The sequence below is a fragment of the Endozoicomonas sp. ALC020 genome (genome assembly GCF_049275935.1).
Taxonomy (GTDB): Bacteria; Pseudomonadota; Gammaproteobacteria; order Pseudomonadales; family Endozoicomonadaceae; genus Endozoicomonas_A.
In genome coordinates, this window is the sequence record NZ_CP184830.1 from 1458616 (window position 1) to 1482964 (window position 24349).

The 24349-nt window shown below is 48.6% G+C and carries 21 protein-coding genes and 1 pseudogene; 14 read left to right on the forward strand and 8 right to left on the reverse strand.

Annotated features, from left to right (window positions below):
• Positions 1 to 50 precede the first annotated feature (50 nt).
• On the reverse strand, positions 51 to 2396 hold the full coding sequence (gene mrcB / locus ACOJUO_RS04605) for a penicillin-binding protein 1B (protein ID WP_422139072.1): 2346 nt from the start codon (positions 2394 to 2396) through the stop codon (positions 51 to 53).
• Positions 2397 to 2611: 215 nt separating this feature from the next.
• Between mrcB and ACOJUO_RS04610 the strand changes: the two genes are divergently transcribed.
• Together ACOJUO_RS04610 and ACOJUO_RS04615 are read left to right on the forward strand one after the other, a co-directional pair.
• On the forward strand, positions 2612 to 3745 hold the full coding sequence (locus tag ACOJUO_RS04610) for an AAA family ATPase (protein ID WP_422139073.1): 1134 nt from the start codon (positions 2612 to 2614) through the stop codon (positions 3743 to 3745).
• 147 nt (positions 3746 to 3892) lie between these two features.
• On the forward strand, positions 3893 to 4153 hold the full coding sequence (locus tag ACOJUO_RS04615; RefSeq protein WP_422135563.1) for a TfoX/Sxy family protein: 261 nt from the start codon (positions 3893 to 3895) through the stop codon (positions 4151 to 4153).
• Positions 4154 to 4158: 5 nt separating this feature from the next.
• On the opposite strand, the gene ACOJUO_RS04620 is transcribed toward ACOJUO_RS04615, so the two are convergent.
• Positions 4159 to 4917, reverse strand: a complete 759-nt coding sequence (locus ACOJUO_RS04620; RefSeq protein WP_422139074.1) for a HesA/MoeB/ThiF family protein — start codon at positions 4915 to 4917, stop codon at positions 4159 to 4161.
• 26 nt (positions 4918 to 4943) lie between these two features.
• Positions 4944 to 5336: a glycine cleavage system protein GcvH gene (gene gcvH / locus ACOJUO_RS04625; RefSeq protein ID WP_422135565.1), complete on the reverse strand. Its 393-nt coding sequence runs from the start codon at positions 5334 to 5336 to the stop codon at positions 4944 to 4946.
• A gap of 279 nt (positions 5337 to 5615) precedes the next feature.
• On the opposite strand from gcvH, the gene ACOJUO_RS04630 reads away from it, so the two are divergent.
• Positions 5616 to 6161 (forward strand): DinB family protein, encoded by a 546-nt coding sequence (locus tag ACOJUO_RS04630; RefSeq protein WP_422135566.1) that lies wholly within the window; start codon positions 5616 to 5618, stop codon positions 6159 to 6161.
• A 106-nt stretch (positions 6162 to 6267) separates the two neighbouring features.
• On the opposite strand, the gene ACOJUO_RS04635 is transcribed toward ACOJUO_RS04630, so the two are convergent.
• Entirely contained in the window at positions 6268 to 6789 is a 522-nt protein-coding gene (locus tag ACOJUO_RS04635) for a YHS domain-containing (seleno)protein (protein WP_422139075.1), read from the reverse strand.
• 94 nt (positions 6790 to 6883) lie between these two features.
• Between ACOJUO_RS04635 and ACOJUO_RS04640 the strand changes: the two genes are divergently transcribed.
• From ACOJUO_RS04640 to ACOJUO_RS04660, 5 genes are all read left to right on the forward strand, one after another.
• Positions 6884 to 7231, forward strand: coding sequence for a hypothetical protein (locus ACOJUO_RS04640; RefSeq protein ID WP_422135568.1), 348 nt, complete (start codon positions 6884 to 6886; stop codon positions 7229 to 7231).
• Between the two features lie 38 nt (positions 7232 to 7269).
• Complete coding sequence (locus tag ACOJUO_RS04645; protein ID WP_422135569.1) at positions 7270 to 8655, forward strand: S8 family peptidase; 1386 nt, start codon at positions 7270 to 7272, stop codon at positions 8653 to 8655.
• 186 nt (positions 8656 to 8841) lie between these two features.
• Positions 8842 to 10938 carry a TonB-dependent receptor plug domain-containing protein gene (locus ACOJUO_RS04650; RefSeq protein ID WP_422139076.1) on the forward strand — a complete coding sequence of 699 codons (2097 nt, stop codon included), beginning with the start codon at positions 8842 to 8844 and terminating at the stop codon, positions 10936 to 10938.
• Between the two features lie 22 nt (positions 10939 to 10960).
• Complete coding sequence (locus ACOJUO_RS04655; RefSeq protein ID WP_422139077.1) at positions 10961 to 11503, forward strand: YfiR family protein; 543 nt, start codon at positions 10961 to 10963, stop codon at positions 11501 to 11503.
• Between the two features lie 78 nt (positions 11504 to 11581).
• Positions 11582 to 14032 carry an ATP-binding protein gene (locus ACOJUO_RS04660; RefSeq protein WP_422139078.1) on the forward strand — a complete coding sequence of 817 codons (2451 nt, stop codon included), beginning with the start codon at positions 11582 to 11584 and terminating at the stop codon, positions 14030 to 14032.
• Between the two features lie 342 nt (positions 14033 to 14374).
• Here ACOJUO_RS04660 and ACOJUO_RS04665 read toward each other — a convergent pair whose 3' ends face one another.
• Both ACOJUO_RS04665 and ACOJUO_RS04670 read right to left on the reverse strand, forming a co-directional pair.
• Positions 14375 to 16159, reverse strand: a complete 1785-nt coding sequence (locus ACOJUO_RS04665) for an acyl-CoA dehydrogenase C-terminal domain-containing protein (protein WP_422139079.1) — start codon at positions 16157 to 16159, stop codon at positions 14375 to 14377.
• Between the two features lie 170 nt (positions 16160 to 16329).
• Positions 16330 to 16905, reverse strand: coding sequence for a hypothetical protein (locus ACOJUO_RS04670; protein ID WP_422135574.1), 576 nt, complete (start codon positions 16903 to 16905; stop codon positions 16330 to 16332).
• 318 nt (positions 16906 to 17223) lie between these two features.
• On the opposite strand from ACOJUO_RS04670, the gene ACOJUO_RS04675 reads away from it, so the two are divergent.
• A complete protein-coding gene (locus tag ACOJUO_RS04675; RefSeq protein ID WP_422139080.1) occupies positions 17224 to 17484 on the forward strand; it encodes a hypothetical protein in 261 nt (86 codons plus the stop codon).
• Between the two features lie 293 nt (positions 17485 to 17777).
• Here ACOJUO_RS04675 and ACOJUO_RS04680 read toward each other — a convergent pair.
• Positions 17778 to 18113: pseudogene (locus ACOJUO_RS04680) on the reverse strand (transposase); the annotation flags it as partial.
• Between the two features lie 420 nt (positions 18114 to 18533).
• Positions 18534 to 20324, reverse strand: coding sequence for an acyl-CoA dehydrogenase C-terminal domain-containing protein (locus ACOJUO_RS04685; RefSeq protein WP_422139081.1), 1791 nt, complete (start codon positions 20322 to 20324; stop codon positions 18534 to 18536).
• Between the two features lie 525 nt (positions 20325 to 20849).
• Here ACOJUO_RS04685 and ACOJUO_RS04690 point away from each other — a divergent pair.
• From ACOJUO_RS04690 to ACOJUO_RS04710, 5 genes are all read left to right on the forward strand, one after another.
• A complete protein-coding gene (locus ACOJUO_RS04690) occupies positions 20850 to 21944 on the forward strand; it encodes an ankyrin repeat domain-containing protein (protein ID WP_422139082.1) in 1095 nt (364 codons plus the stop codon).
• 188 nt (positions 21945 to 22132) lie between these two features.
• On the forward strand, positions 22133 to 23185 hold the full coding sequence (locus tag ACOJUO_RS04695) for an ankyrin repeat domain-containing protein (protein WP_422139083.1): 1053 nt from the start codon (positions 22133 to 22135) through the stop codon (positions 23183 to 23185).
• A 37-nt stretch (positions 23186 to 23222) separates the two neighbouring features.
• On the forward strand, positions 23223 to 23852 hold the full coding sequence (locus tag ACOJUO_RS04700) for an ankyrin repeat domain-containing protein (RefSeq protein WP_422135579.1): 630 nt from the start codon (positions 23223 to 23225) through the stop codon (positions 23850 to 23852).
• Positions 23828 to 24088: an ankyrin repeat domain-containing protein gene (locus tag ACOJUO_RS04705; protein ID WP_422139084.1), complete on the forward strand. Its 261-nt coding sequence runs from the start codon at positions 23828 to 23830 to the stop codon at positions 24086 to 24088. The genes ACOJUO_RS04700 and ACOJUO_RS04705 overlap by 25 nt, the downstream gene beginning before the upstream one ends.
• Complete coding sequence (locus tag ACOJUO_RS04710) at positions 24055 to 24342, forward strand: ankyrin repeat domain-containing protein (RefSeq protein WP_422139085.1); 288 nt, start codon at positions 24055 to 24057, stop codon at positions 24340 to 24342. The genes ACOJUO_RS04705 and ACOJUO_RS04710 overlap by 34 nt, the downstream gene beginning before the upstream one ends.
• Positions 24343 to 24349: the final 7 nt, after the last annotated feature.

A 24349-nucleotide genomic window follows, 5' to 3' on the forward strand; every position in this document is an offset into this window, starting at 1 on the left:
TGCAAAGAGCAGAGGTATTAATCGTTTCACTTTTGTCTCGCTACAGGCATTCACTCAAACCATGATTTTATAGAATCAAACAGAGTTTTGGCGGGCTCAATCACAGTTCGACCACAGCCCTGATAATCCTCGGGCTCTGAACCCTTTATATAAGGGACTTTTACCGCTCCCTCACAGCTCTTCCCTGTTCTTACATTTTCTGCCGGTTTTGTCCAGACGTACTCAATCTGTTCACTGTTCAAAGGTTGCACCGACTTGATTGGCACCTGTTGCATAAGACGTGTCCAAACTCTGAGAGCACCACTACTGCCAGTCAGGTTGGTCGGACTGTTGTCGTCATTCCCTAACCAGGCCACTGCCATCAGATTTCCGGTAAAACCCGCAAACCAGCTGTCTCTCAGGTCATTGGTGGTGCCACTCTTTCCTGCTAACTGAATATCCTGACTGATACTCCAGTATGCACGACGCCCGGTACCTTCTCTCATGACCTGACCCATGGCATGTCGCAAAAGCTCCATAGGAGCAGAGTCGAAAGCTCTCTCAACCGAGAGACTGTAGCGCCTCAGGGGTTGACCACGGGCATCCACTACCGCATCAATGGCCCGCAATGGCATCCTGAAGCCGCCACTGGCGATGGTCTGGTACATGGAGGCAACATCCATAAGGGAAAGGGATGCGGCTCCCAACATGACGGAGGGATAGGGTGGCAGGTTTTTCTCAATCCCCAAACGCTCAATAGTGTTCAGAACATTATTCAGACCCAGAGCCATACCGGTCTGGATTGCCGCCTGATTGTAAGACCTGCTCAGTGCCTCTTGCAAAGGCACTATGCCTCTGGACTTGCTATCGTAATTGGCAGGCTTCCAGAGTCCGCCCTGTCCGTCATCTACCTGGATAGGAGAATCATTGACAGGTGTCGTTAACGTATAGCGCGAAGGCTGCTCCAGCCCCGTCAGATAGATTGCTGGCTTAAGCAATGAGCCTACAGGGCGCCGTGCATCCAGAGCCCGGTTAAAACCGACATAACCCGGATTTTTGTCGCCTACTACCGCCAGAAGATCGCCGGTCTGGGCGGAGGTCACCACCATGGCTCCCTGCAGATCAGGATTATCTTTTTCAAGTTGATCCACAGTATCAGTCATACTTGCCTGGGCAAAACGCTGGATAATGGGGTCCATATTGGTAAAAATTCTGAGGCCTTCCGAAGTAAGATCACGTTCGTCGTAATCTTCCCTGAGCTGTTTTTTCACCATATCAATGTACGCGGGATAAGCACTGGTATTAAGCTGTTCACGGGTCACAACGCCCAAAGGCAGTTTTTTGGATCGTTCAGCTTCAGAGCGAGACACAACGCCTTCATCTGCCATCACATCGAGTACCAGATTTCTGCGCTTCTTTGCTCTTCCGGGAAAACGTCTTGGATCGTAATAGGAGGGACCTTTAACCAGCCCCACCAGCAGAGCAACACGGGCAGTACTTAGCTCCTGAATGGGCTGAGCAAAGTAGAAATGACTGGCCAGACCAAAGCCGTGAATAGCCCGCCGACCGTGCTGCCCCAGGTATACTTCATTCAAATAGGTTTCCAGAATGTCATCTTTAGAATAATGAAAGTCCAGTAGCACCGACATGATCGCTTCGTTGATTTTTCGGGTCAGGGTTCGTTCATTGCTCAAATAAAAGTTTTTGACCAGCTGCTGAGTCAGTGTGCTCCCACCCTGTATGACCCCTCCTGCTCTCAGATTGACCAGAAATGCTCTGGCTATCGAGCTCGGTGAAATCCCCCAGTGGTCATAAAAATTCTTGTCTTCTATCGCTAACAAGGCTTTGGTCAGATGCTTTGGTGCCTGGGATTCTCGGATAAGAATGCGATCCTCAAAGGTTGAGGGATAAATGCCTCCTATCAGTTGAGGGTCCAATCTTAGCAATGGAATATTTTCGGCGGCTTTTCCTCTAAGACTGACGACTTCATTACCAGAAAATACGACACTGGCATAACGGGAAGGTTCAGCACCATCCGGGAAATGAAAACCCCTGCTGTAAATAGTGAAACGATTCCCGGAGCGGGCAAAGGTACCGGGTCGCCTGACATCTCTGACGGCCTGATAACCCTGGCGGCGAAGTTGAGCCTGCAGCTCATTCGGGTTGAGGAGCTGTCCCTCATAAAGCTCCAGAGGGCGAGAATACACCTGGGCAGGAATCGCCCATTTCTTGCCTTCAAACTTTTGAGTAACAACAGCGTCCAGATAAACCGAATAGGCAGCAAGCAAAATCAGGCCGACTACTCCCAGCTTTACCAGAACCGGAAACCAGCGCCTGAGCCCCCCTGCATTCTGGGCTTTCTTCTTTCGTCCTGACGACTGCTTGCCTCGGGACGGTGTTTTTTTCTTTGTGACCATGGTGCGAGATTATACGCCATAGCTTTCCGCAATAGCTCTATGGTTTGCCGTGTTTTTATCTCGGATTACTTTCCCACGGCGCAATCAGAAAAAAGTATTGCTTCCAGTTATGATGTTTACCACAACCCCTGCGTTTAATTTTCCTTTATTGAGGCTTTAGTCAAGCCCTCTGTCTATACTCAGTGACCATTCCCAATCTATCGAATGTTATAGCGATGCCCCCATTTCTAAAGGAGAACTGGCTGGACGCCCTCAGCTTATCGGGACAATTAACTCTCGAACCTTTGCTGGATATGGCCGTGCAACTGGCTTATTTTCATCAGGAAATTGAAGTCATTACTACCCATCAGCACCCTGGCTCTGAAGAGCACGTCTGGTTTCCGGTAGCTCAAAACTTCGATCAGATAAGACCTTTGCTGGATCAGGAAGAAGATATTGCGCAGCTTGCCAGAGTGGAAAAGTGGTCCTCGGACCGCTATCAAGCATTGCGGCCCCTGATTCGAGAACGGGAGGGCGGCACCGACTCCATGGCTGATCTTGGCTTCCTCTGTGTGAATATGGATGCCAGAGGGCTCTCTGAGTTAACTTTTTTTGTCGTTAATAAATATATGGATATCAGCGGGGACTTTCGGGGCCTGGGTTTATTAAGTTTTTACAGGGTCTACCAAGCGCTGGTTCAAGCCAGGATCGTCTTGCTCCGATCGTATGATGATCTTAACGATCAACTGACATCACAAGCGCTTGCTGAATATCGCCTGTATGCCAATTTGGCTGAAAGCTATTGCCAGACTAAAAAACCATTTCTTGCCATTATGCAGGGACTATCGGGTTCCGGAAAAACATCAGCAGGTCGGGAACTGGTGAAACACGCCAACTGCATCATGCTGAGAACAGATATCGAGCGGAAAAGATTATTTGGTCTCAAGCCTGAAGCATCGAGCCATGAAGCCGGGCTGAGTATTTATACACAGGACGCCACCCAAAAAACTTATTTGACCATTCAGGAAGCCGCTCGCTCTCTGTTGAATCAGGGTATTTCTGTTGTTATTGATGGCGCTTCTCTCAAATTTCAGGAAAGGGCGTTATGTTGCCAGCCTGCCATCGAACTTCAATACCCTTATTTTATTGTCAAATGTATGGCACCCGACGATGTTCTTAAACGCCGAATTATTAAACGTCAATTCAACAACACCGACGCTTCCGAGGCGACCTTGGGTCTGATCAAACAGCAGCGTCAGTGGGAGGAACCGCTCTCGGATCAGGAAAAAGAGCACACTATAGTACTCAATACAACCTGTAAGCATTGGCGTGAAGAACTGCTCACTGACCTGTCGATTCAATTGAATTGATCTATTTTTCCCTCTTCGGCTGCCGTTTTCTGAGCAGCCTCAAAGACTCGTCTATCATTAAACTCATTAAAAGAAATTTCCCTCTGACTTTCAGAAAAATATCAAGCACACCCTCCATGGACGCTTGGGACGATTTGGAAAACCGGTATGGCAACTGACCTGATCGAATTAAAAAATCTTGGTAAAACTTCAGTGCAGTGGCTTAACGCTGTGGGTATTCGAACTCTTGAACAGCTTCATGAAGTAGGCGCCGTGGCAGCCTACTGCAAAGTCAGAGACAGAGGCTTTAAAGTATCAAAAGTACTGCTTTATGCAATGGAAGGTGCTTTAATCGGGGCCCACTGGAATGAACTGGACAATGAGCACAAAAAACGTCTGCTCAGTGAAGTGAAAAACTATCAGGGCTGAAACTCTCAGCCCTTCTTCTCTCCCTGACCACACACCGGACAATCCGGATCAGCAATCAGCTGAAGGCTTTGCCATTCCATACTGGCAGCATCAAACATCAACAGTCTGCCATTCAATGTCTTACCCGCTCCTGTTAGAAGCTTGACCGCCTCCAGTGCCTGCATGGTACCGATCGTTCCCACTACAGGTCCCAGAATGCCTGATTCCGAACAGCTGAGTTCTTCAGCTACTTTTTCTGGGTAAAGGCAACGATAACAAGGTGCATTTTCCTGCCAGCGATCAAATACCGTTAACTGGCCATTAAGGCGAATAGCTGCACCCGTGACCAGTGGCACTCCCAAACGAACGCTGCAACGATTCACCATGAATCGGCTGTCAAAGTTATCAGTAGCATCAAGAATCAGATCGCTGTTCTCCAGCAGACTCAGTAATTCCTGCTCTGTAAGCTTTTTGGGAATGAGGTCTAGTTCAACACCCGGGTTCATGGCGCTGATTCTTGCCGCCGCTGCATGCACTTTAAATTGTCCGATATCATCGGTAGAGAAGGCAATTTGTCTTTGCAGGTTGGTGGCATCCACCACATCCGGGTCAATAAGAGTCAGTCTTCCGATTCCGGCTGCTGCAAGATACATGGCTGCCGGACAGCCCAACCCGCCAATACCAACAATCACTATATGGGCGTTGAGCAGGCGCTCCTGCCCCTCAATATCGATCTGAGGCAAAAGTATTTGTCGGCTGTAGCGCAGCAGCTGATCATCATTCATTTTGAAACGTCAAACCCGGCCCTGTATCAGGCTTCGGACTCTACGAATTCTGAGTAGGCTTCAGCGTCCAAAAGTTCGCTCAGCTGACCTTCGTCGGTGATCTTGACCTTGAAGAACCAACCTTCATCGTAGGGTGCGCCGTTCACTGTTTCAGGTGCCTCTTCCAGCGCTTCGTTAATGGCAATAACTTCACCAGAGATGGGTGCATAGAGGTCAGAAGCGGCTTTTACGGACTCAACCACACCCGCTTCATCTTCAGCAGCCAGAATAGACCCCACTTCTGGCAGCTCAACGAACACAACATCACCCAGAGCTTCCTGGGCGTGATCGGTAATACCGACAGTGGCAGTACCGTCTTCTTCGATTCGGATCCACTCGTGGGAACGTACATAACGCAGTTCGGATGGAATGCTGCTCATCGAAAACTCCTCTGGTCACTTAACAATTTGATTCTTTTCAGCGGCTACCAGTCGCAAGGCCGGCCACTGACTGACGGCAACGCACAATTATCTGGAAGGTAGTCGAAAAGGCTGTAGTTTTTATCAAGGTAGGCATTCTAACCAGAAACTATGGCTTCGCCAATGTTTCATTCAAGACGAACACATTGTGTTGACATGACTCATGTTTAGAACCTATACAAAGAACCTGACACTATGACAGACTAACCAAATCTGCGATAAAAATAATCTGGAATCATCATGACACTGACCGATGCCCGCCAGTTTAATATCAACACGCTCTCTGAGCTGGAGTCAGTGCTCCTCCATCTCTCCGTAGAGCAATATAAAAAGAGCACATCTCTATCGTCGAGTTCAGTAGGTACCCATGTCAGGCACATTATTGAGTTCTATCATTGCTTTTTCAAAGGGCTCGATTACGGTGCTATTGATTATGACAATCGTCCCCGGAATCAATTGCTGGAAGAGTCAATAGAACAGGCCATGGACTACCTGAAAAATCTCCACATCCTGCTCGGTAGCCAGGATATGTCACATTATCCCGAAACCGTGTCAGTAGTGGCTGTCACGAACTCGGGAAGTCCCATTGAAACCAGCAGCAGCATTATAAGAGAGCTGCTCTTTCTGCAGAATCATACCACCCATCATCTCGCCTTGATCGCCCTGATACTGACGCAGGAGGGGGTCAGCCTGCCCGTCAATTTTGGTGTAGCTACCTCCACCAGACAGCATCGAGCCCGCACTGAAGAATCCACCAAAGCAATGACTGATTCACAACACCCGTAGGGCAGATGACAATTCAGTGAACAGAATGTGAAGACACTGTGACGATATACATTTGAGAAATGAGCGAGATACCAGGACCTCGCTGTTGAATCATGCGCTGCCTGGATTAATGAGCCATCATTGTTGGCCAGTTCGTATCACCCAGCTTGATAAAGCCCGGTATATCCTTCAGCCACTTTCCCTGAATGTCTGCGTCATAATTCAAATACAACTTATTATCCACAATTTTCCAATAATTCGGATCACCCGGTGCTCTTTGCTTTTTCTCAGCGACAGCCCAGGCACAGTAACCGCCGTATTGAGGCCGATATTTATCGGGCGATTTCTTGAAAATCTTCAGGTGTTTTTCTGAGGAAAAGTACCACTCTACCCCCATGTACTTGTATTTGAACCGGGCGTTGCCCTTAACGGCTTTTGCTTCCGTAAAGTAAGCTACCGTATCGTAACCACTGACGGCTTTATTACTGAACCAGCCGGTATAAATGTTCTTGTCAGCAATGGCATTGCAACTGAACAGTAACATCAGGGCTAATACAGCCATGAGCAAAAAATGCCGTTCACACCAGGCTATAAAAATAGCTTCAGGATTAGAAACAGTGGCATTTTCATAATAAGCAGTGCGGATCATCCTCGCCTCCCTGCGGACAATGACTCCGTATCCGGATATTGCCTGAAAAGCTTCCGCTCATGCTTCCATTGTTGATACAACACCAGGAAGAAAGTTGAGCGAAATCGCTGGCACCGATTCAGCCATCCCAGTCGAAAGAGTAGATACTGATAAAAAGAACTCGATAGACTTCTCTGAGAGAACTTCTGCAATCCCAGATAAAGGCTGCTTTTCTGCTGGCACCGTTCAGTTAAATTATATAGTAATTTTTGCCATTTATTGGAGAATTTATATCTCTAAATCGAATATCTATGGAGCTACAAAAATAGTCGGCGAACCTTCAGCCACTTTATCAACGGCCTCTCCAAGCTCAGTAGAAATTAATGAAGATAACTACAGAGCGGCTGACACTTCTTTTGAAGATACTGTGTCGTGCTGTTTATCTTCAACCATACTGATTTGAACCACGCCAATAATAACCAGAGGTAAGGATATCTCGCCATGAAAGCAAGGATTGCTTTAATACTGACTTTTCTCGGATTCACTCCCCTGATGGCCTCGAGCCAGGAAATAGAAAACGCGACAGCTCCCCGTCAGGTTACCGACCGAATCATTGTTAAATATCACCCCAAACCCACCGAAGGCAATGCCATGGCATTCATCAAGCAGGGAGTCAGTTATGGCTCCTTTGGTGTTGCTGCGGGTAAGCAGAAAGACATTCTTGAGATTGGCAGCAGCCTGAACATTAATGAGGTCCAGGCACTGGCAGAGGGTCTGGAAGACGATCCTCAGATTGCCTTCGCTGAACCAGACTACATTATGCAAATCATGCGCGTGCCCAATGATTCACGCTACAACGAGCAATGGCATTATTTTGAATCCACAGCAGGCATTAATCTGCCCGCCGCCTGGAATACGACAACAGGTGCGAATGTTGTTGTGGGCGTTATAGATACTGGCATCGTCTATCACAAGGACCTGGATGGCAATGTAGTGTCAGGCCATGATTTCATATCACAGGCGTGGATGGCCAATGACGGTGGCGGCCGTGACACTAATGCCACTGATTCAGGCGATGCTGTCACTTCAGCCGGAGCCTGTGGCTATGCCAATGGAGAACCGGTGCCATCGTCTCCCACCGAGAGCAGCTGGCATGGAACCCACGTCTCCGGCACCATTGCGGCAGAATCAAACAACAGCACTGGCGTGGCGGGTGTTGCCTGGAATGCCAAAATCATGCCTCTGCGCGCCCTGGGCCGATGCGGCGGTTACACCTCAGATATTATTGATGCCATGCGCTGGGCAGCCGGACTGGATGTTTACGGCATGACTCGTAATAACAACCCGGTAAAAGTCCTTAATATGAGTCTGGGTGGTTATTCCTACGGCTGCCCCCGCAGTTATCAAAATGCCATCAATGAAGTGGTCAATGCCGGGGTGACCGTCGTTGTCGCAGCGGGTAATGAAAACACCAACGCCGCTTATGTCACGCCAGCCAACTGTCAAAATGTGATTACAGTGGGTGCTATTAATCGCAGCGGCAACCGCAGCTGGTATTCAAACTTTGGCAGTCATGTGGATATTTCAGCACCTGGTGGAGAGACTCGCTATTACGGAAACGGTATCCTTTCTACAGCCAATGCGGGTGCCACATCGGCTACCCGGGATAATTACGAGTATTATCAGGGTACCAGCATGGCCACCCCCCATGTTGCCGGAGTCGCAGCGCTCATCTACTCAGTCAACCCCAGTATCACACCGGCCAGAGTGGAAGAAATCATTAAACTCAATGCTCGTCCTTTTTCTGGTGGCACCTGTAATACCCGTCGTTGTGGCGCAGGTATCCTGAATGCCGGTGCTGCTGTACTGGATGCCAGAGACGAATAAATGGCCAATTGCAGGCCCTGTCGGGCCTGTACCCTTTATCCCTTAGAAAGCACCTTTGTCTGCCCAATGTGTAGAATCCGGCTTTTCCAATTCAAATTTCTACAGGTCAGCTAGGGTTTAAAGAAGACCTTTTTTTTGAATCTTCAACTTCAGCAGTGTTGGGATTTAAATCCACGGAGCGGAACCTTGAACACTAAATTTCTACCCACACTGCTGGCCTCATGTATTTTCGCAGGCAGTCAGGCTATCGCCGAATCACAGGAAGACGAGGATCTTTTTGAACTCAGCCTTGAAGAGCTGATTTCCATGGAGATTCCAGATGTCACGTCGGTATCCCGAAAAAAGCAGCGTCTGATGGATTCCGCTGCCGCTATCTATGTCATCACCAATGAAGACCTTCGTCGCAGCGGCGTCACTTCCATTCCAGAAGCCCTGAGAATGGTGCCGGGCATGCAGGTGGCAAAACTGAACGCCAATACCTGGTCAATCAGTACCCGCGGATTTAACTACATCTTCGCCAACAAACTGCTGGTTCTGATTGATGGCAGAACCGTTTACTCGCCGCTGTTTTCTGGAGTGAACTGGGATGTTCAGGACACTATGATGGAAGACATCGACCGGATCGAGGTTATCCGGGGACCCGGTGCAGCTCTCTGGGGAGCCAATGCCGTCAACGGTGTCATTAACGTCATTACCAAGAAAGCAGCAGACACCCAGGGGAACCTGATTTCAGCCGGCGCAGGCACTCAGGAAAAGACCTTCGGAGCCTATCGTCATGGTGGCGAGTTTGGGGAAACCGGTTTCTACCGTGTTTATGCGAAAGCCTTCGAACGAGATGGTCAGGTTGATGCTGAAGGTAAAGATACCTCTGATGACTGGAATATGCGCAGAGCCGGTTTCAAATCAGAGTGGAAAACAACCTCTGACTCAGAGATGACAGTTCAGGGAGACCTTTACGAGGGAACCACCCGACCTCCCTTGCGCCTGTTAGACCAATCTCAGGCACTCTTCCCTCAACTGACTAACGGATTTATTGTTGAGGGGCTCAGTCGGGATCAACGTGGTGGAAATCTGGGCGCTTATTGGAAAAGAACTCTGAGTGAAACTCATGATTTCTCCTTCAGAGCGATCTACGATAACTACCAGAACTTTGATTACCGGATTGCTGAAAAACGTGACACGGTTGATTTTGAGTTTCAGCACTACTATCAGTTCTGGGGTAAGCACGATCTGGTCTGGGGACTCGGCTACAGAACCACCTGGTACGAGGTAGAAAACACCCCCTATATGTTTCTGCTTGAAGGCAAAGACTCGAAAAAAACAGAGTTATTCAGTGCCTTTATCCAGGATGACATCACGCTCAATGACCAGTGGACCTTCACCCTCAGCTCACGTTTCGAGCACAACAGTTTCACAGGCTATGAGGTTCAGCCTAACGCTCGGTTAACCTGGAAGCCCACTGAAAACAGGACTTTCTGGACGGCTCTGTCTCAGGCGGTAAAAACCCCCTCCATCAGTGAGACCGCATTACAGACTGACGGTATTACGATTGATGATACCAGTCCTGTTAAATACGTGATTCCGATCAAAGGTAATCCAGACCTGAAGTCAGAAAAACTGACCGCTCTGGAAGTAGGTTACCGTGAACAATTTAGTAATAGCTTTCGTCTCGATATTACTGCGTTTTACAATCAGTACGAAGATATCATTGCCTATGTTGATATTAATCAGTGCCCCAACGGTAGCTCTACCTTTCCACTCCTTTCACTGCAAAACCTGTGCTCCAACACTGATCCTTCCCTCGGCTTCTTCGAAATCCCGGCCACTCTCATCAATGGACTTGATGTAAGAACCTACGGAATGGAAGTTGTAGCGGACTGGCAGGCAAAAGACTGGTGGAAACTTCAGTTTAATTACAGCTGGCTCCAGGTCGATGCATGGCCAAATAAGGAAAGAACCAGCATCCTGAGAGTCAATGAAGTAATTGTCGAAGATCTGAGCGCCTCCCACACAGCAAACATTCGATCCACGATGAACCTGCCTAATCAGTGGTATTTTGATTTCTGGGTCCGCTACATGGACAACTTGAAGAATGCCAATATCGGCGCCAACACATCGCTGGATATGCGAGTCGCGAAAAAGTTTGGGGATGGTCTTGAGTTCTCAATTGTGGGACAGAATCTCTTCAGGAATCACCACCGGGAGTTCTACGAACCACTAAGTGGTATGGCACCAACAGAAACCCAGGAATCATGGTACGCCCAGATTCGCTGGCAATTTTAATCGGATGAAGGAGGATTACTTCATGCCGATGCCAATCAACATGATCAAATCAAACATAAGACTACTGCTGATAACGGCCAGTTTGTCGGGGATGTTCTTTACCAGTGCAGTAAAAGCTGGCACACCGGAAGACAAGGTCAAAACAGCCATTGTTTATAAAATCACCAAATTCGTAAGCTGGCCAAAGAAAAAACAAAGCCTCACTCTCTGTATTATTGGAGAAGGTTCGATTAATAGTGAGTTGGTAAAAATTAACCGTAAAAACAGTATGGGCAGACGCCTTTCTGTCACCCGAAAAGATTTGAATGCGCCTGTGGATAAGCTGTGCGATATTCTGTATATCCACAGCATTGACCAGGCTTCCTCTTCAAAAATGACCCGTAGTCTTAATGGCAAGCCTATTCTAACCATCAGTGACGGTCGTTCATTTGCCGAGCAGGGTGGATTAATTGGTTTGGCTCGGAAGGGGAAGAAGATCAACTTCACCATCAACAAATCCTCTGTGGATAAGTCAGGTCTGAAGATCAGCTCTCAACTAAAAAGTCTGGCCAAAGTCATTGAGTAAAAAAGCCACACGAAAAACATTAGTCACTCGTTTTCATCCCATTCGGGATGAAAACCTTTTTCAGTCAAGCAATCAATCATGGTGACGTTCAGAAATCTGCCTATCAAGCGAAAATTGCGTTATGCCATGCTCATCACGGCGTATGCGGTACTTCTGGTAACTTTGTCCATTCAAAGTATCAGCGATCTTATGAAGTCTCGGGCCTCTCTGGTTGAACATATGGAAACCCTGGCAGAAGTTGTAGGTTCCAATGCTCATGCCGCTCTGCTTTTTGGGGATGAAAACTCTGCCAAAAAACTGTTAACCGGTTTTGGCAGCGCTCCCCATGTTCAATCTGCTTTTCTTTTAAGTGCTGACGGTGAAGAGATTGCTGCCTATCATCGTTCCAATCAAAGTCCCTGGGCCTTCTCAATAAAAGAGCCTGAACGTCCGGTTACTCTTTTCACCAGTACCCGTCTGCACTTGTACCGCCCCATTGTTCTCGATCAACAATTGATTGGCGCTATCTACATTCAGGGTGATCTGTCACCTCTGTATATAGAACTGACTGAAAATCTTTTTTTAGCCTTGTTAGCCGCCCTGATCTCTATCATTCTGACCTCGATGCTTGCCTCAAAACTGCAGAGATTACTGGCTAAACCCATTACTGAGCTAGCCAACACCATCTCCCAGATGACCAAAAACGAGCAGTATGATCATCAGGTTCAAAAATTTGATAACGATGAGATTGGTCAGCTGTACGACTGCTTCAACGAAATGCTGATGCAGATAAAAGAACGGGACAAGAGACTGCAACAACATCGCGAAAATCTCGAAGCTTCTGTTGCCGAAAGAACCAGAGAGTTACACAGTGCCAACCGTGAACTTAAAGATAATATTTCTGAACTGCATGAAGCCAAGGAAGCAGCCCTTGAAGCAGCCAAGGCTAAAAGCGCTTTTCTCGCCAATATGAGTCATGAAATCCGCACGCCTATGAATGGCGTTCTGGGTATGCTGGAGTTGTTAAAAGATACACACCTTAATCCAGCACAGCAGGACTTTCTGGAGACTGCCTATAACTCCGCAGATGTGTTGCTGCTGATCATTAACAACATCCTCGACTTTTCCAAAATTGAAGCAGGAAAGATGGATATTGAATCCATTAACATGAACCCTGCAGAGATCGCTGAGGATATCTGTGCCCTTCTGGCAGGAGAAGCCAGAGAAAAAGGTCTGGATTTAAGCTGTTATACCGATGTAGATCTACCTGCTATTTTGCAGGGAGATCCGGTACGACTGAGACAGGTACTCACCAATCTTGTGGGTAATGCTGTCAAGTTTACTGAAGAAGGTGAGGTGATTGTCCGACTGAATATGTTGGAAGCCAGGGAAAACCGGGTCAAAGTGGAATTTTCAGTAAAAGACACCGGTATTGGTATCGCACCCGATGTACTGACCAATCTGTTCTCAGCCTTTACCCAGGCTGACGGAAGCACCACCCGCAAGTTTGGTGGAACAGGTCTGGGGCTCACTATATCCAGACAGTTATTGGAGCTGATGGGCAGTGACGTCGAAGTATCCAGTGCCTTGAACCTGGGCTCCACGTTCTCATTTGTTCTGGATCTGAATGTATCTGACTCTCAGACACTCGAGCCTGAAAATATCAGTCATGCTCCGGAAGACTACACAGAAGTGACTGTCGAGGATAATGCCTTCAGTCATCACATCCGAATTCTTCTGGTTGAGGACAACCAGGTTAACCAGAAAGTCGCTGTCAGTATGCTTAAAAAAATTGGATTAAATCAAACTGACATTGCAGCAGATGGCAATGAAGCAGTCAGTATGAGCCATAATCAGGCATATGATCTGATACTCATGGACTGCCAGATGCCGGAAATGAGCGGCTATGAAGCCACCGGTCTGATAAGAAAGCGAGAAAGTCTTCATAACCTGCCACGCACTCCCATTATTGCCATGACGGCCAATGCTATGCAGGGAGACAGAGAGAAATGTCTGGCATCCGGCATGGACGATTATCTGAGCAAGCCCATTAAGACCGATACCCTCAAAGAGAAACTGAGCCAATGGCTGATTAATGATCTTGATGACAATGATTTCGAATCAGATATTAAACCTGTTTCCAAAAAGATAGAAACAGAAGACAGCCTTGAGCGAGAAGATAGCCTTGAGCCAGAAGACAGCCTTGAAACAGAAGATCAAGACCCGATTCTGGATATGGCCACCCTGAATACCCTGAAAGACATCATGGAAGAGGAATTTGACACCCTTGTTGAAAGCTATCTTGAAGACGCCCCATCACTGTTGAAAGACATTCAAAATGCTTCAAAAGAAGCAGACTTACAGATTATGATTCGAGCGGCTCACACCTTAAAATCCAGTAGTAATAACTTTGGTGCATCCTTGTTGGCTGGTATTGCACTGGAAATCGAAAAAATGGGTAAAGATAATAAGCTATCCGATGCCATTCACTTAATCCCTGAACTCGAAGAGGCTTTGATTAAAACCACTGAGGCACTTAAATCACTCTGAGCCATAGTCAATTTTTCCGGAATCGACTGCCAGTTGGCGCTACGCGCCATATTCGGCGCACAAAGAAAAAAACCTCGCAATGCGAGGTTAATGAATTCCGGGCTGACTCCGTGTGAGCATCCTGCTCATTATTTTGCGTCCCTGCATCTACATTCCATGTAGATTAATGGCCCAGTACTTTAATCATAGACAATTACCCAAGAATGCAAAATCAGCTGAAATAAAGAATAGCGTTATGGGTCTTTCAATTGATTTACAAACTTGAATTAATATGAAAAAGCCTTTCAACACCCGAGTGAAGAAAGGCTTTATTTATTGGTTAAATAAGGGAATTATTCGCTATCAAAATTGCTCAGCCGACAATTCATAAAGCGCTTCTGTTCCAGAAGCCGCAGAAACAAGTAAACCTTCCATTCTGGGCAATAAACGCTGGTAAAAGTATCGGGCAGTAATAATCTTTGCCCGATAAAAATCATCTTCCTGAGTGCCTGCTGACAACTTGACTTGAGCTTCTCTTGCCATCATCGCCCACATCCAGGCGTAAGCAACGTACGAGAATGCATGCAGATAATCATTACAGCTGGAGTTAATCACATTCGGATCATTGGCAGCCTGACTCAGCAGATCATCTGTCAGGGTCTCAAGTTTGACCAGAGCTGTTTCCAGAGGAGCAGTGAACTCATCGCTTTGTCCCTCAGCAATAAAGCTCCTGATATTAGCGGCAAATTGTTTGAATGAGGCACCACCATTCATAGCGATCTTGCGACCCAGCAGATCCAGTGCCTGAATGCCATTGGTACCTTCATAAATCTGGGCAATACGAACATCCCTGACCAGTTGCTCCTGGCCCCACTCACGGATGTAACCATGACCACCAAATACCTGCTGACCGGAAACACAGCTTTCAAGGCCCATATCGGTCAGGAACGCTTTCACAACGGGGGTCAACAGGCCCACCTGATCTGAAGCCTGGTTTCTTTCTGTTTCATCCGGGCTGAACTTGGCTGTATCCAGCAGATTCGCGACATAGGTTGAAAAAGCTCGCCCACCCTCGTTCAGAGCTTTCATGTTAAGCAGCATTCTTCGAACATCGCCATGCACAATGATCGGATCGGCAGCCTTTTCGGGCTGTTGCGGACCGGTAGCTGCCCGGCCCTGAACTCTGTCCAGAGCATATTCGAGGGCTGACTGATAAGACATTTCACTGGTGCCCAGTCCCTGAATACCCACAAAGAGTCGCTCATAGTTCATCATGGTGAACATAGCGTTAAGACCCTTGTTAAGATCTCCCACCAGGTAACCTTTGGCGCCATCAAAGTTCATGACACAGGTGGCTGAACCCTTGATCCCCATTTTGTGTTCCAGAGAACCACAGTGAACCTGGTTTCTATCTGCCAGAGTCCCATCTTCATTCACATTTACCTTGGGTACCAGGAACATGGAAATACCTTTGGGTCCGGCAGGTGCATCGGGCAATTTGGCCAGAACCAGATAAATGATGTTTTCTGTCAGATCATGCTCACCGGCAGTAATGAAAATCTTGGTGCCGGTAATGTTGTAGGAACCGTCACCATTATCTTCCGCCCGGGTTCTGATTATACCCAGGTCTGTTCCACTGTGTGACTCAGTCAGGCACATAGCTCCCGTCCATTCGCCGGAATAGAGTCTGGGAAGATAAAGGGACTTAAGCTCTTCGCTGGCGTGGGCATCAATCGCCAGCGCAGAACCGGATGTCAGGCTCGGGTAGAGGATAAAGGCCAGGCTGGCACTGCTGAACATTTCATCAAATTGTGCACTCAGTGCTTTTGGCATCCCGATACCACCATACTCGGGATTGCCGGCGATGCCTGTCAAACCAGCTTCTGAAAACAACCGATAGGCTTCTTTATAGCCTTTCGGAGTGGTAACGCCTTCTTCACTCCAGTGGCAACCTTCCTCATCACCTTCCCGGTTGAGAGGAGCCACTGTTCTCGCAGCCAGTTTGGCACCTTCTTCCAGGAAAGCATCAGCCGTTTCACGATCAACCACTTCCTGGGTAGCAGGCCACTGACTCCATCGCTTGTCGGTGTTGAACACTTCGTACATTACAAAGCGCATATCACGGAGAGGTGCCTGATAGTCTGCCATGGGGGACACTCCTGAAATTTTAATGTTTTTAATCAGTGTCCGGTCATTTTACCCCAGAGGAACAGGGGCTAAAAGGAATGTTTTAAACTAACGTTTGAATTTTTAACTACAAAAAAACGACATCTCCAATTTGTGGTATTTTTTGATAAGGGTGGCAAACGTTCAGGGCATTAGAAACGGTAATAAAAACCCGCAGAGAAAACCACCGCCGCATAGGATAACTCAACACCAAACCCCTTATAGTCGATGTCGAGTACGGCCTGAACCAGAGGGAAGACACGGCTTAGATATTCCTTATATCCATAGACAATCCCTGCGCGATACCCTGCCTCTATATCAAAGGCTCCATATTTTTGTTGGTACAGAGTTCGCTGCACACCTCCAGACCAGACTCTGTCACAGTGGGTATTAATGAGAGTTGCGCCGTAATAGCCTTTATAGGAGAAAGCGATCAGCTTATTGTTGCTTTCCTGATCATCACCACCCTCAAGATGAAAGGTCCACATGCCCAGGTAGAGATGATCTCTGGAAGGACGACCCCAAATTTGATCGACCCAATCTGTCTCCTTGTTAAAACTGTCATAAGGCAAAGAAGTGTCTGCAGTGACTGAAACGAGTTCTTCTTTCCCATGCGAGCCCTCATCCCTGATCTGCAAGTTTTTAAGGTCTGTGTCAACAGCCAATAGAATGTCTGTCGGCTCTAACCATTGCAAATGCCCCTGATGAGCCCGAAGCTCGTAGTTCATTTCATTATTTTCAGCCGCTTGCACTTTCAAGCCGCAGGGTATCAAAAGAAGAAATATCTGTAAGAAAGAATTAATGGATTGCTTAAAAAAGCCCGATAAGGGATTTATTAGTGTTTTCTGCTTGCTCATCGCCTCGCCTAATACAGCTCCGGTTAGGTACTTATATCTCCACGGACTTTGAAAAAGGACCAATGCCGTGTTTTTTATAGACCAGCGTTGGAGGTTAGGCAAAAAACATTAGACTCAAAACAGTGTCTGGAAAAAAATCACCAGACTGCATTTTTATTAAATAACTGCGCATATTTCAAAGGAATGTTTATGCGGTATCTTATAACCCTGATCAGCATGATGCTGAAAATCACATGGCAGCCAGACTGGATGCAGGATCAGCTGCCCGATAACCGTCACTTTTATCGTCGAACCTTGACTGGCTCTTATCGAGCCAAGAAAAAGATTGTCAAAAACATCTGGATCGCAGCCGGACTGTTAATGCTGATTAATCCGGTTATACACATTGTGATGCTAATCGCTCTTCCCGTTACCCTCCTCAGTTTTGTTATTCTCGATGAAACTTCCTAGGAGCCTATATGGTCCGCCCCGTTTTGCAAGAGCCTGTTTTGTTAATTAGCAAACAAAGATAACTGCAATCATATATACGGCCTATTCATGAGGTCTAACCCTCTGGCCCTGATGGGTATCCGCGCAACCTGGCCTTATCAGTCCGACGGCCTCAAGGGCCAAGACTCCTATCAGGTTTCAGGTTGCCGGTTTTTACCTGTTTGCCATCAACTGTACATGCTCATCGCAATCTGCGGGGGGGTTCCCCTTTGATTAAGCTTATGCTTTACTTTGCCGCTGCCGCCTTTACCTCATTATGCAGCCTTGTAAACTTCATTTCGGGTCATGATGACCCAGACAATCCGAGCCATTTTATTAGCCAGACCAACGGCGGCAACGTTGTGATTGCTGCGCTCATTAAGTTGGCTAACCCATTTTTTACAGCGGTCATCCTTATTTTTGAGGCAGTGGAGTACCGAACGTGCGCCGTGTATCAATAATGTGCGCAGGTATTTATCACCCCGTTTACTGATGCCCAGCAGGACTGACTTACCGCCTGTGGAATGCTGTCTTGGAACTAATCCCAACCATGCGGCAAGGTGTCGACCAGATTTAAAATACGTCGCATCACCAACGGCTGCCTTCAATGCTAGGTGAAAGTTGTTCTTGCCAATATCGATACCAAGTGCTGAAATAGTCATGGGTGGTTCGCTCCGGTTAATCCTGTTTAAATGGTTAACTCCATTTTGGCTCATTTGAAGCCGTTTAGGAGGGGCGGACCATCCCGTTAGACCGAGAATAGACTGCCCTACACAGCAACTGCTCCTGCGTTGCTCTAGCTCCTGCATCCATGCAGTCGTGCGGCGGCAGCAAATTGGTCTGAAAATCCGCTTTTGTTCGTCAAATAGCTCGCTATTCTCCTCACAAAACCGAATTTTCATCCTCAATTTTCTGCCGTCCTCGCTACGGGGTCGCCTAGACGGGCGCTATTCTCGGTCAGGCTCCTAGTGTTCAGACATAAAAAAAGGGGCTGCCGAAGCAACCCCCTGTCAGAAAACTCTTATCCGGGATTAGAGTTCACCGAAATCTTCCTCAGCCATATCCAGCAGATTCGCTGTGCCTGACAACATGGCAGATTTGTGAGCCTGTGTTCTTGGCAGGATACGTTCAAAGTAGAAACGTGCAGTCTGAATCTTGGCTTTGTAGAAGCCTTCTTCAGTTGTACCTTCAGCCAGCTTCTCCTTGGCCAGGCGAGCCATATCAGCCCACATATAAGCCAGAGTCGCATAACCGGAATACATCAGGAAGTCGACGGAAGCCGCACCCACTTCATCAGGATTTTCCATCGCCTTCAGGCCCAGCTGCATGGTGAGATCGCCCCACTCCTTGTTCAAGGCAGCCAGTGGCTCAACAAAGGCTTTCAGGTCTTCGTTTTCAGCGTGAGCTTTACAGAACTTGTGAATTTCCTTGGTAAATGGCTTCATGGTTTCACCACCGCTCTGGAAGATTTTTCTTCCCAGCAGGTCCAGTGCCTGGATACCGGTAGTTCCTTCGTACAGCATGGAGATACGGCAGTCACGAACGTTCTGCTCCATACCCCATTCACTGATATAACCGTGGCCACCGTAGCACTGAAGTGCGTGGTTGGCGGACTCAAAACCGGTTTCGGTCAGGAAAGCCTTGACGATAGGTGTCAGGAAGCCCAGTTCCTTATCAGCCTGTTCACGCACTGCTTCATCAGGACTGTGCAGCAGATCTGCTTTCTTGGCTGTGTAGTAAAGAAGGGCACGATTGCCTTCGGTTAAGGATTTGATGGTCAGCAGCATCCGACGTACGTCAGGGTGCACAATAATTGGGTCAGCCGGACCTTCAGTGTTCTTGGCACCGCTCAGGGAGCGCATTTGCAGACGTTCGCGGGCGTAGCGCAGAGCACCCTGAAAGGCGATTTCACCGTGGGACAGGCCCTGAATACCCGTACCCAGGCGGGCAGTATTCATGAAGGTGAACATGCAGTGCAGACCACGGTTTTCCGGACCAATCAGGAAGCCGGTTGCTTCGTCAAAGTTCATGACACAGGTGGCGTTACCGTGAATCCCCATCTTGTGCTCGATGGAACCACAACTTACGCCATTGCTCTCACCGTGCTTGCCAGGCAGATATTTGGGAACGATAAACAGCGAGATTCCTTTGGTACCTTTTGGAGCACCCGGCAGACGCGCCAGAACGATGTGGACAATATTGTCTGCCATGTCGTGTTCACCGGCAGAAATAAAGATCTTGGTACCTGAAATTTTATAAGTACCATCAGCGGCAGGCTCGGCTTTGGTTCGCAGCATACCCAAGTCAGAACCGCAGTGAGGCTCGGTCAGACACATGGTACCTGTCCATTCACCGGATACCAGCTTGGTCAGGTAAGCTTGCTTCTGTTCTTCAGTACCATGGGCTTCCAAAGTATTCATGGCACCATGACTGAGTCCGGGATACATGCCCCAGGCCCAGTTGGCTTCTCCCATCAGTTCGCTGAGAACCAGACCCAGAGAGTAAGGCAGACCCTGGCCACCGTATTCTGGATCACTGGACAGTGAAGGCCAGCCGCCTTCAACGTATTGCAGGTAAGCCTCTTTAAAACCGTCTGGTGTTTTTACACCGTCCTCGGACCAGGTGCAGCCTTGCTCATCACCGACCTGATTCAAAGGGGCCAGAACCTGTTCACAGAACTTGGCACCTTCTTCAAGGATGGCGTCTACCATATCAGGGCTAGCTTCTTCTCCGCCGGGGAGACTGGCGTAATGTTCCTGATATCCCAGGAGCTCGTCACGAACGAACCGGATATCGCGCAGGGGGGCCTTATAGTCTGGCATAACGGTACCTCTGGGTTGTCTTATATTTATTCATGAAACAGATTGCAAAAGTATAGCAACAGTTTCAAACAGTCGTTTGAAAGTTACGTTCGCTTACAGTAAATGTCAACTATTGTTCATGTTCCCTTCAGTTTGCTCGGTTGATTTTCATGGTCGAGAGCTATGATGCAGCGCCTGTGGTGAATGAGGTCAGTGGTATATCTTATGCGGATGATTTTTTTCTTGATCGAGCGCTTTTTAAGCCTGTTTTGCGGGGTATTTGGATCAGGTGAAGCAATCATCGGCAGAAAAAATTAATGTCGATGCCATTGTGAATAATGGTATCACTGCTTTGATGCTGGCATGCGAGAACGGAAAAAAACGTTGTGTTATCCAGTAACCACGGCCTTCAGGTGTTCCCATCTTCTGAGTTTTTGAAATTGGTGACTATTTAGTCACTACAAACTTTGATTGCCATATATATGAACTACCATAGTTTCTTTGTACCTAACCCGGACCACCTAGTGGACCTAGTGGCCAACAAAGATGCTCTACTTAAGTGTTGCATTGCTCGCTACCCTCTCCCTGTGGACAGTGAAGGCTGATCACTGTCCTATTTGTCTGGCTCACTTCCATGGCCGAAGTGCAGCGCCCGTGGTCGTCAAAACCCAATGTTGTGGCCAACTCTTCGATCTGGACTGTATTTCGAAGTCTTTTGTTGGACAGCCCATCGGCTCGCGACAGTGCGCGATGTGTCGGCAAGACCCGATGCCTGTGGTGAATCAGAACACCAATGAATCTCACCCGGATACATTTTTCCCCGATCAGAGGTTTTATCTTGCCTGTTCTATCGGGGATCTGGGTCAGGTGGAGAGGTCAGTGGCAGAAGGCGTTAATGTTAATGCTGTTATGACTAATGGTCTCACTGCCTTGATGTTGGCATCCCGCTGGAGGCACACTGAAGTCGCAGAACGCCTGATCAATTCCGGGGCAAACGTCAACACTGCCTGGCATGGGGATGGCACCACCTCGCTGTTCCTGGCTGCTATGTATGGCTTTACCGACTGCGTAAAAATACTGATCAACGCCGGGGCGGATCTCGACATCCCCCGGACTTCGGATGGCGCCACTCCACTGTTCGCCGCTGCTATGAGAGGCAATACCGACTGCGTGAAACTTCTGATCAACGCCGGGGCGGATCTCAACGCCGGGGCGGATCTCAGCGCCGGGGCGGATCTCAACGCCCGAACCAAGACTGACACCACACCACTCTTCGCGGCTGCACAAGAAAATAACACCGACTGCGTAAAACTCCTGATCAACGCCGGGGCGGATATCAACATCCCTCGGACTTCGGATGGCTCCACCCCACTGTTGGCCGCTGCTGTGAAAGGCAATACCGACTGCTTGGAACTCCTGATCAATGCCGAGGCGGATCTCAACGCACAAACTGAGGATGGGCTCACCGCACTGTTCATGGCTGCTCAACAAAATAACATCAATTGCGTGAAGCTCCTGATTAACGCCGGGGCGGATCTCAACATCCCTCGGATTTCGGATGGCATCACCTCACTGTCCATCGCAATCGCGATGGGCAATACCGAGTGTGCGCTAGCCCTTATCAAGGCTGGAGCAAAGTAGGGAACTGAGGCAAGGAAGGGAGCGAAAAAAAGGCGTTGTGTTATCCGGTAACCGCAGCTTTCAGGTGTTCCCATCTTCTGAGCTTTTGAGGTAGGTGATTATTTAGTCACAGCAAACTTTTATAGCCATAAAAATAAACTACCATAATTTCTTTGTACCCAACCCTCACTACTTCTTGGCCAGTACAGATGTTCTACCTATGGATGACATTGATCGCTGCCCTCTCCTCATGGACACTAAAGGCCGATCAATGTGCTATTTGTCTGGCTAACTTCCATAACCGTAATGAAGTGCCTGTGGTCGTCAAAACCGCATGTTGCGGCCAACTCTTCGATCTGGACTGTGTTTCGAGGTGTTTTGTTGATCAGCCCATCGGCTCACGCCGTTGCGCGATGTGTCGGCAAAACCCGATGCCTGTGTTAAATCAAAACACCAGTGAATCTCTCCCTGATACATTTTTCCCCGATCTGACGTTTTATAGCGCCTGCTCCAATGGGGATCTGGATCAGGTGGAAAGGTCACTGGCAGAAGGCGTCAATGTCAATGCCGTCGTGACTAATGGTTTCACCGCCTTGATGTTCGCATCCTATTATGGGCAAATGAACGTCGTCGAGCGCCTGATCAACGCCGGGGCGGACGTCAACATCGCCCGGAATGAGGATGGCGCCACCCCGCTATTCATAGCTGCCCAAACAGGCAACACCGGCTGCCTGAAAATCCTGATTGAAGCCGAAGCAGATCTCAACACCCGGACTAAGAATGGCGCCACCCCGCTGTTCACCGCTGCACAAGAAAATAACATCGACTGCGTGAAACGCCTGATCAACGCCGGGGCTGATCTCAACGCCGCCCGGACCGAGGATGGCGCCACCCCGTTGTCCGCCGCAGCACAGATGGGCAATACCTATTGCGTGAGAGCCCTGATCAACGCCGGGGCGGATCTCAACACCCCGACCAAGACGGGCGCCACCCCGCTGTTCTTCGCAGCGCAGGAAAATAAAACCGACTGCCTGCAAGCCCTGATCGAAGCCAAGGCAGATCTCAACGCACGAACTGAGCGTGGGGTCACCGCAGTGTTCATCACTGCCCAAGAAAGTAACACCGACTGCGTACAACTCCTGATCAACGCCGGGGCAGATCTCAACGTCCAGACCAAGACTGGCGCCACCCCGCTGTCCATCGCAACAGAGATGGGCAATACCGAGTGTGCGCAAGCCCTTATCAAGGCTGGAGCAAAGTAGAGAACTGAGGCAAGGAAGGCAGCGAAAGAAAGGCGTTGTGTTATCCAGTAACCACGGTTTTGCTTATGAATATCAACACTCCCCCCCTTTCCCCATGGGTACTGACGCCAGCTCGAAGGACGATGTTTGTGCTATTTGTTTGGAACATTTCCACGGCCACGATGTGGCGCCAGTAGACGCCGACGAAACCAAATGTCTAACCCATTGTGGCCACACATTCCATCTGCGCTGTCTTACGAGTCAATATTTTAGAAAACCTATCGGCTCACGCCAGTGCGCAATGTGTCGGCAAAACCCAATGCCTGTGGAGAAAGAGAAAACCAGTGAATCTCTCCCGGATAAGTTTTTCCCCGATGAGACGTTTTACGATGCCTGTTATCAAGGGGACTACGATCAGGTGGATAAGTCACTGGCAGACGGAGTCAATATCAATGCCGTTATGAAATATGGTGTCACTGCCTTGATGCTGGGATCCTTCAGTGGGAACAGGGCAGTCGTCGAACGCCAGCTCAACGCCGGGGCGAAGGTCAACTTTGCCCGGACTGAGGATGGTGCCACACCGCTTTTCATGGCGGCCATGATGGGCAATACCGAGAAGGTGCGACTCCTGATTGCTACAAGGCAGATCCCAACGCCGCCTTGTTGGATGGCACCCCCTCACTGTTAATCGCAGCCATGAAGGGCTATAAAGAGTGCGTAGAAATTCTGATCGAAAACGGAGCGGCTCTCGACACCGCCAGGGCTCAGGACGGCTTCAACCCACTGTTAGCCGCAGTCTGGGGAGGCAATACCGATTGCGCGGAAACCCTGATCAAACACGGGGCCGATCTCAACACCCCCAGGACTAAAGATGGCACCCCCCGCTGTACATGGCAGCTCAAGAGGGCAATACCCAGTGCGTGAATCTCCTGCTCAACGCTGGTGCGAATCCCAACACTGCCTTACCAACTGGTACCACCCCGTTGTTCATCGCAGCCCTGAAGGGCAATGTCGAGTGCCTGAAAATCCTGCTCAACTTTGGAGCAGATCTCAAAGCCGCCAGATATAGGGATGGCGCGACTGCATTGTCCATCGCAATTGAGAAGGGCAACAACGACTGCACAGAAGCCCTTGTTGAGGCCGAGAAAGCAAATGAAGGGTACTGCGTTATCTTGTAAACACGGC

Bases quoted from the DNA above. Each gene is read 5' to 3' on its own strand.
- mrcB (WP_422139072.1), bottom strand. From the start codon at position 2,396: ATGGTCACAAAGAAAAAAACACCGTCCCGAGGCAAGCAGTCGTCAGGA.
- ACOJUO_RS04610 (WP_422139073.1), top strand. From the start codon at position 2,612: ATGCCCCCATTTCTAAAGGAGAACTGGCTGGACGCCCTCAGCTTATCG.
- ACOJUO_RS04615 (WP_422135563.1), top strand. From the start codon at position 3,893: ATGGCAACTGACCTGATCGAATTAAAAAATCTTGGTAAAACTTCAGTG.
- ACOJUO_RS04620 (WP_422139074.1), bottom strand. From the start codon at position 4,917: ATGAATGATGATCAGCTGCTGCGCTACAGCCGACAAATACTTTTGCCT.
- gcvH (WP_422135565.1), bottom strand. From the start codon at position 5,336: ATGAGCAGCATTCCATCCGAACTGCGTTATGTACGTTCCCACGAGTGG.
- ACOJUO_RS04630 (WP_422135566.1), top strand. From the start codon at position 5,616: ATGACACTGACCGATGCCCGCCAGTTTAATATCAACACGCTCTCTGAG.
- ACOJUO_RS04635 (WP_422139075.1), bottom strand. From the start codon at position 6,789: ATGATCCGCACTGCTTATTATGAAAATGCCACTGTTTCTAATCCTGAA.
- ACOJUO_RS04645 (WP_422135569.1), top strand. From the start codon at position 7,270: ATGAAAGCAAGGATTGCTTTAATACTGACTTTTCTCGGATTCACTCCC.
- ACOJUO_RS04655 (WP_422139077.1), top strand. From the start codon at position 10,961: ATGCCGATGCCAATCAACATGATCAAATCAAACATAAGACTACTGCTG.
- ACOJUO_RS04660 (WP_422139078.1), top strand. From the start codon at position 11,582: ATGGTGACGTTCAGAAATCTGCCTATCAAGCGAAAATTGCGTTATGCC.
- ACOJUO_RS04665 (WP_422139079.1), bottom strand. From the start codon at position 16,159: ATGGCAGACTATCAGGCACCTCTCCGTGATATGCGCTTTGTAATGTAC.
- ACOJUO_RS04670 (WP_422135574.1), bottom strand. From the start codon at position 16,905: ATGAACTACGAGCTTCGGGCTCATCAGGGGCATTTGCAATGGTTAGAG.
- ACOJUO_RS04675 (WP_422139080.1), top strand. From the start codon at position 17,224: ATGCGGTATCTTATAACCCTGATCAGCATGATGCTGAAAATCACATGG.
- ACOJUO_RS04685 (WP_422139081.1), bottom strand. From the start codon at position 20,324: ATGCCAGACTATAAGGCCCCCCTGCGCGATATCCGGTTCGTTCGTGAC.
- ACOJUO_RS04690 (WP_422139082.1), top strand. From the start codon at position 20,850: ATGCTCTACTTAAGTGTTGCATTGCTCGCTACCCTCTCCCTGTGGACA.
- ACOJUO_RS04695 (WP_422139083.1), top strand. From the start codon at position 22,133: ATGTTCTACCTATGGATGACATTGATCGCTGCCCTCTCCTCATGGACA.
- ACOJUO_RS04710 (WP_422139085.1), top strand. From the start codon at position 24,055: ATGGCAGCTCAAGAGGGCAATACCCAGTGCGTGAATCTCCTGCTCAAC.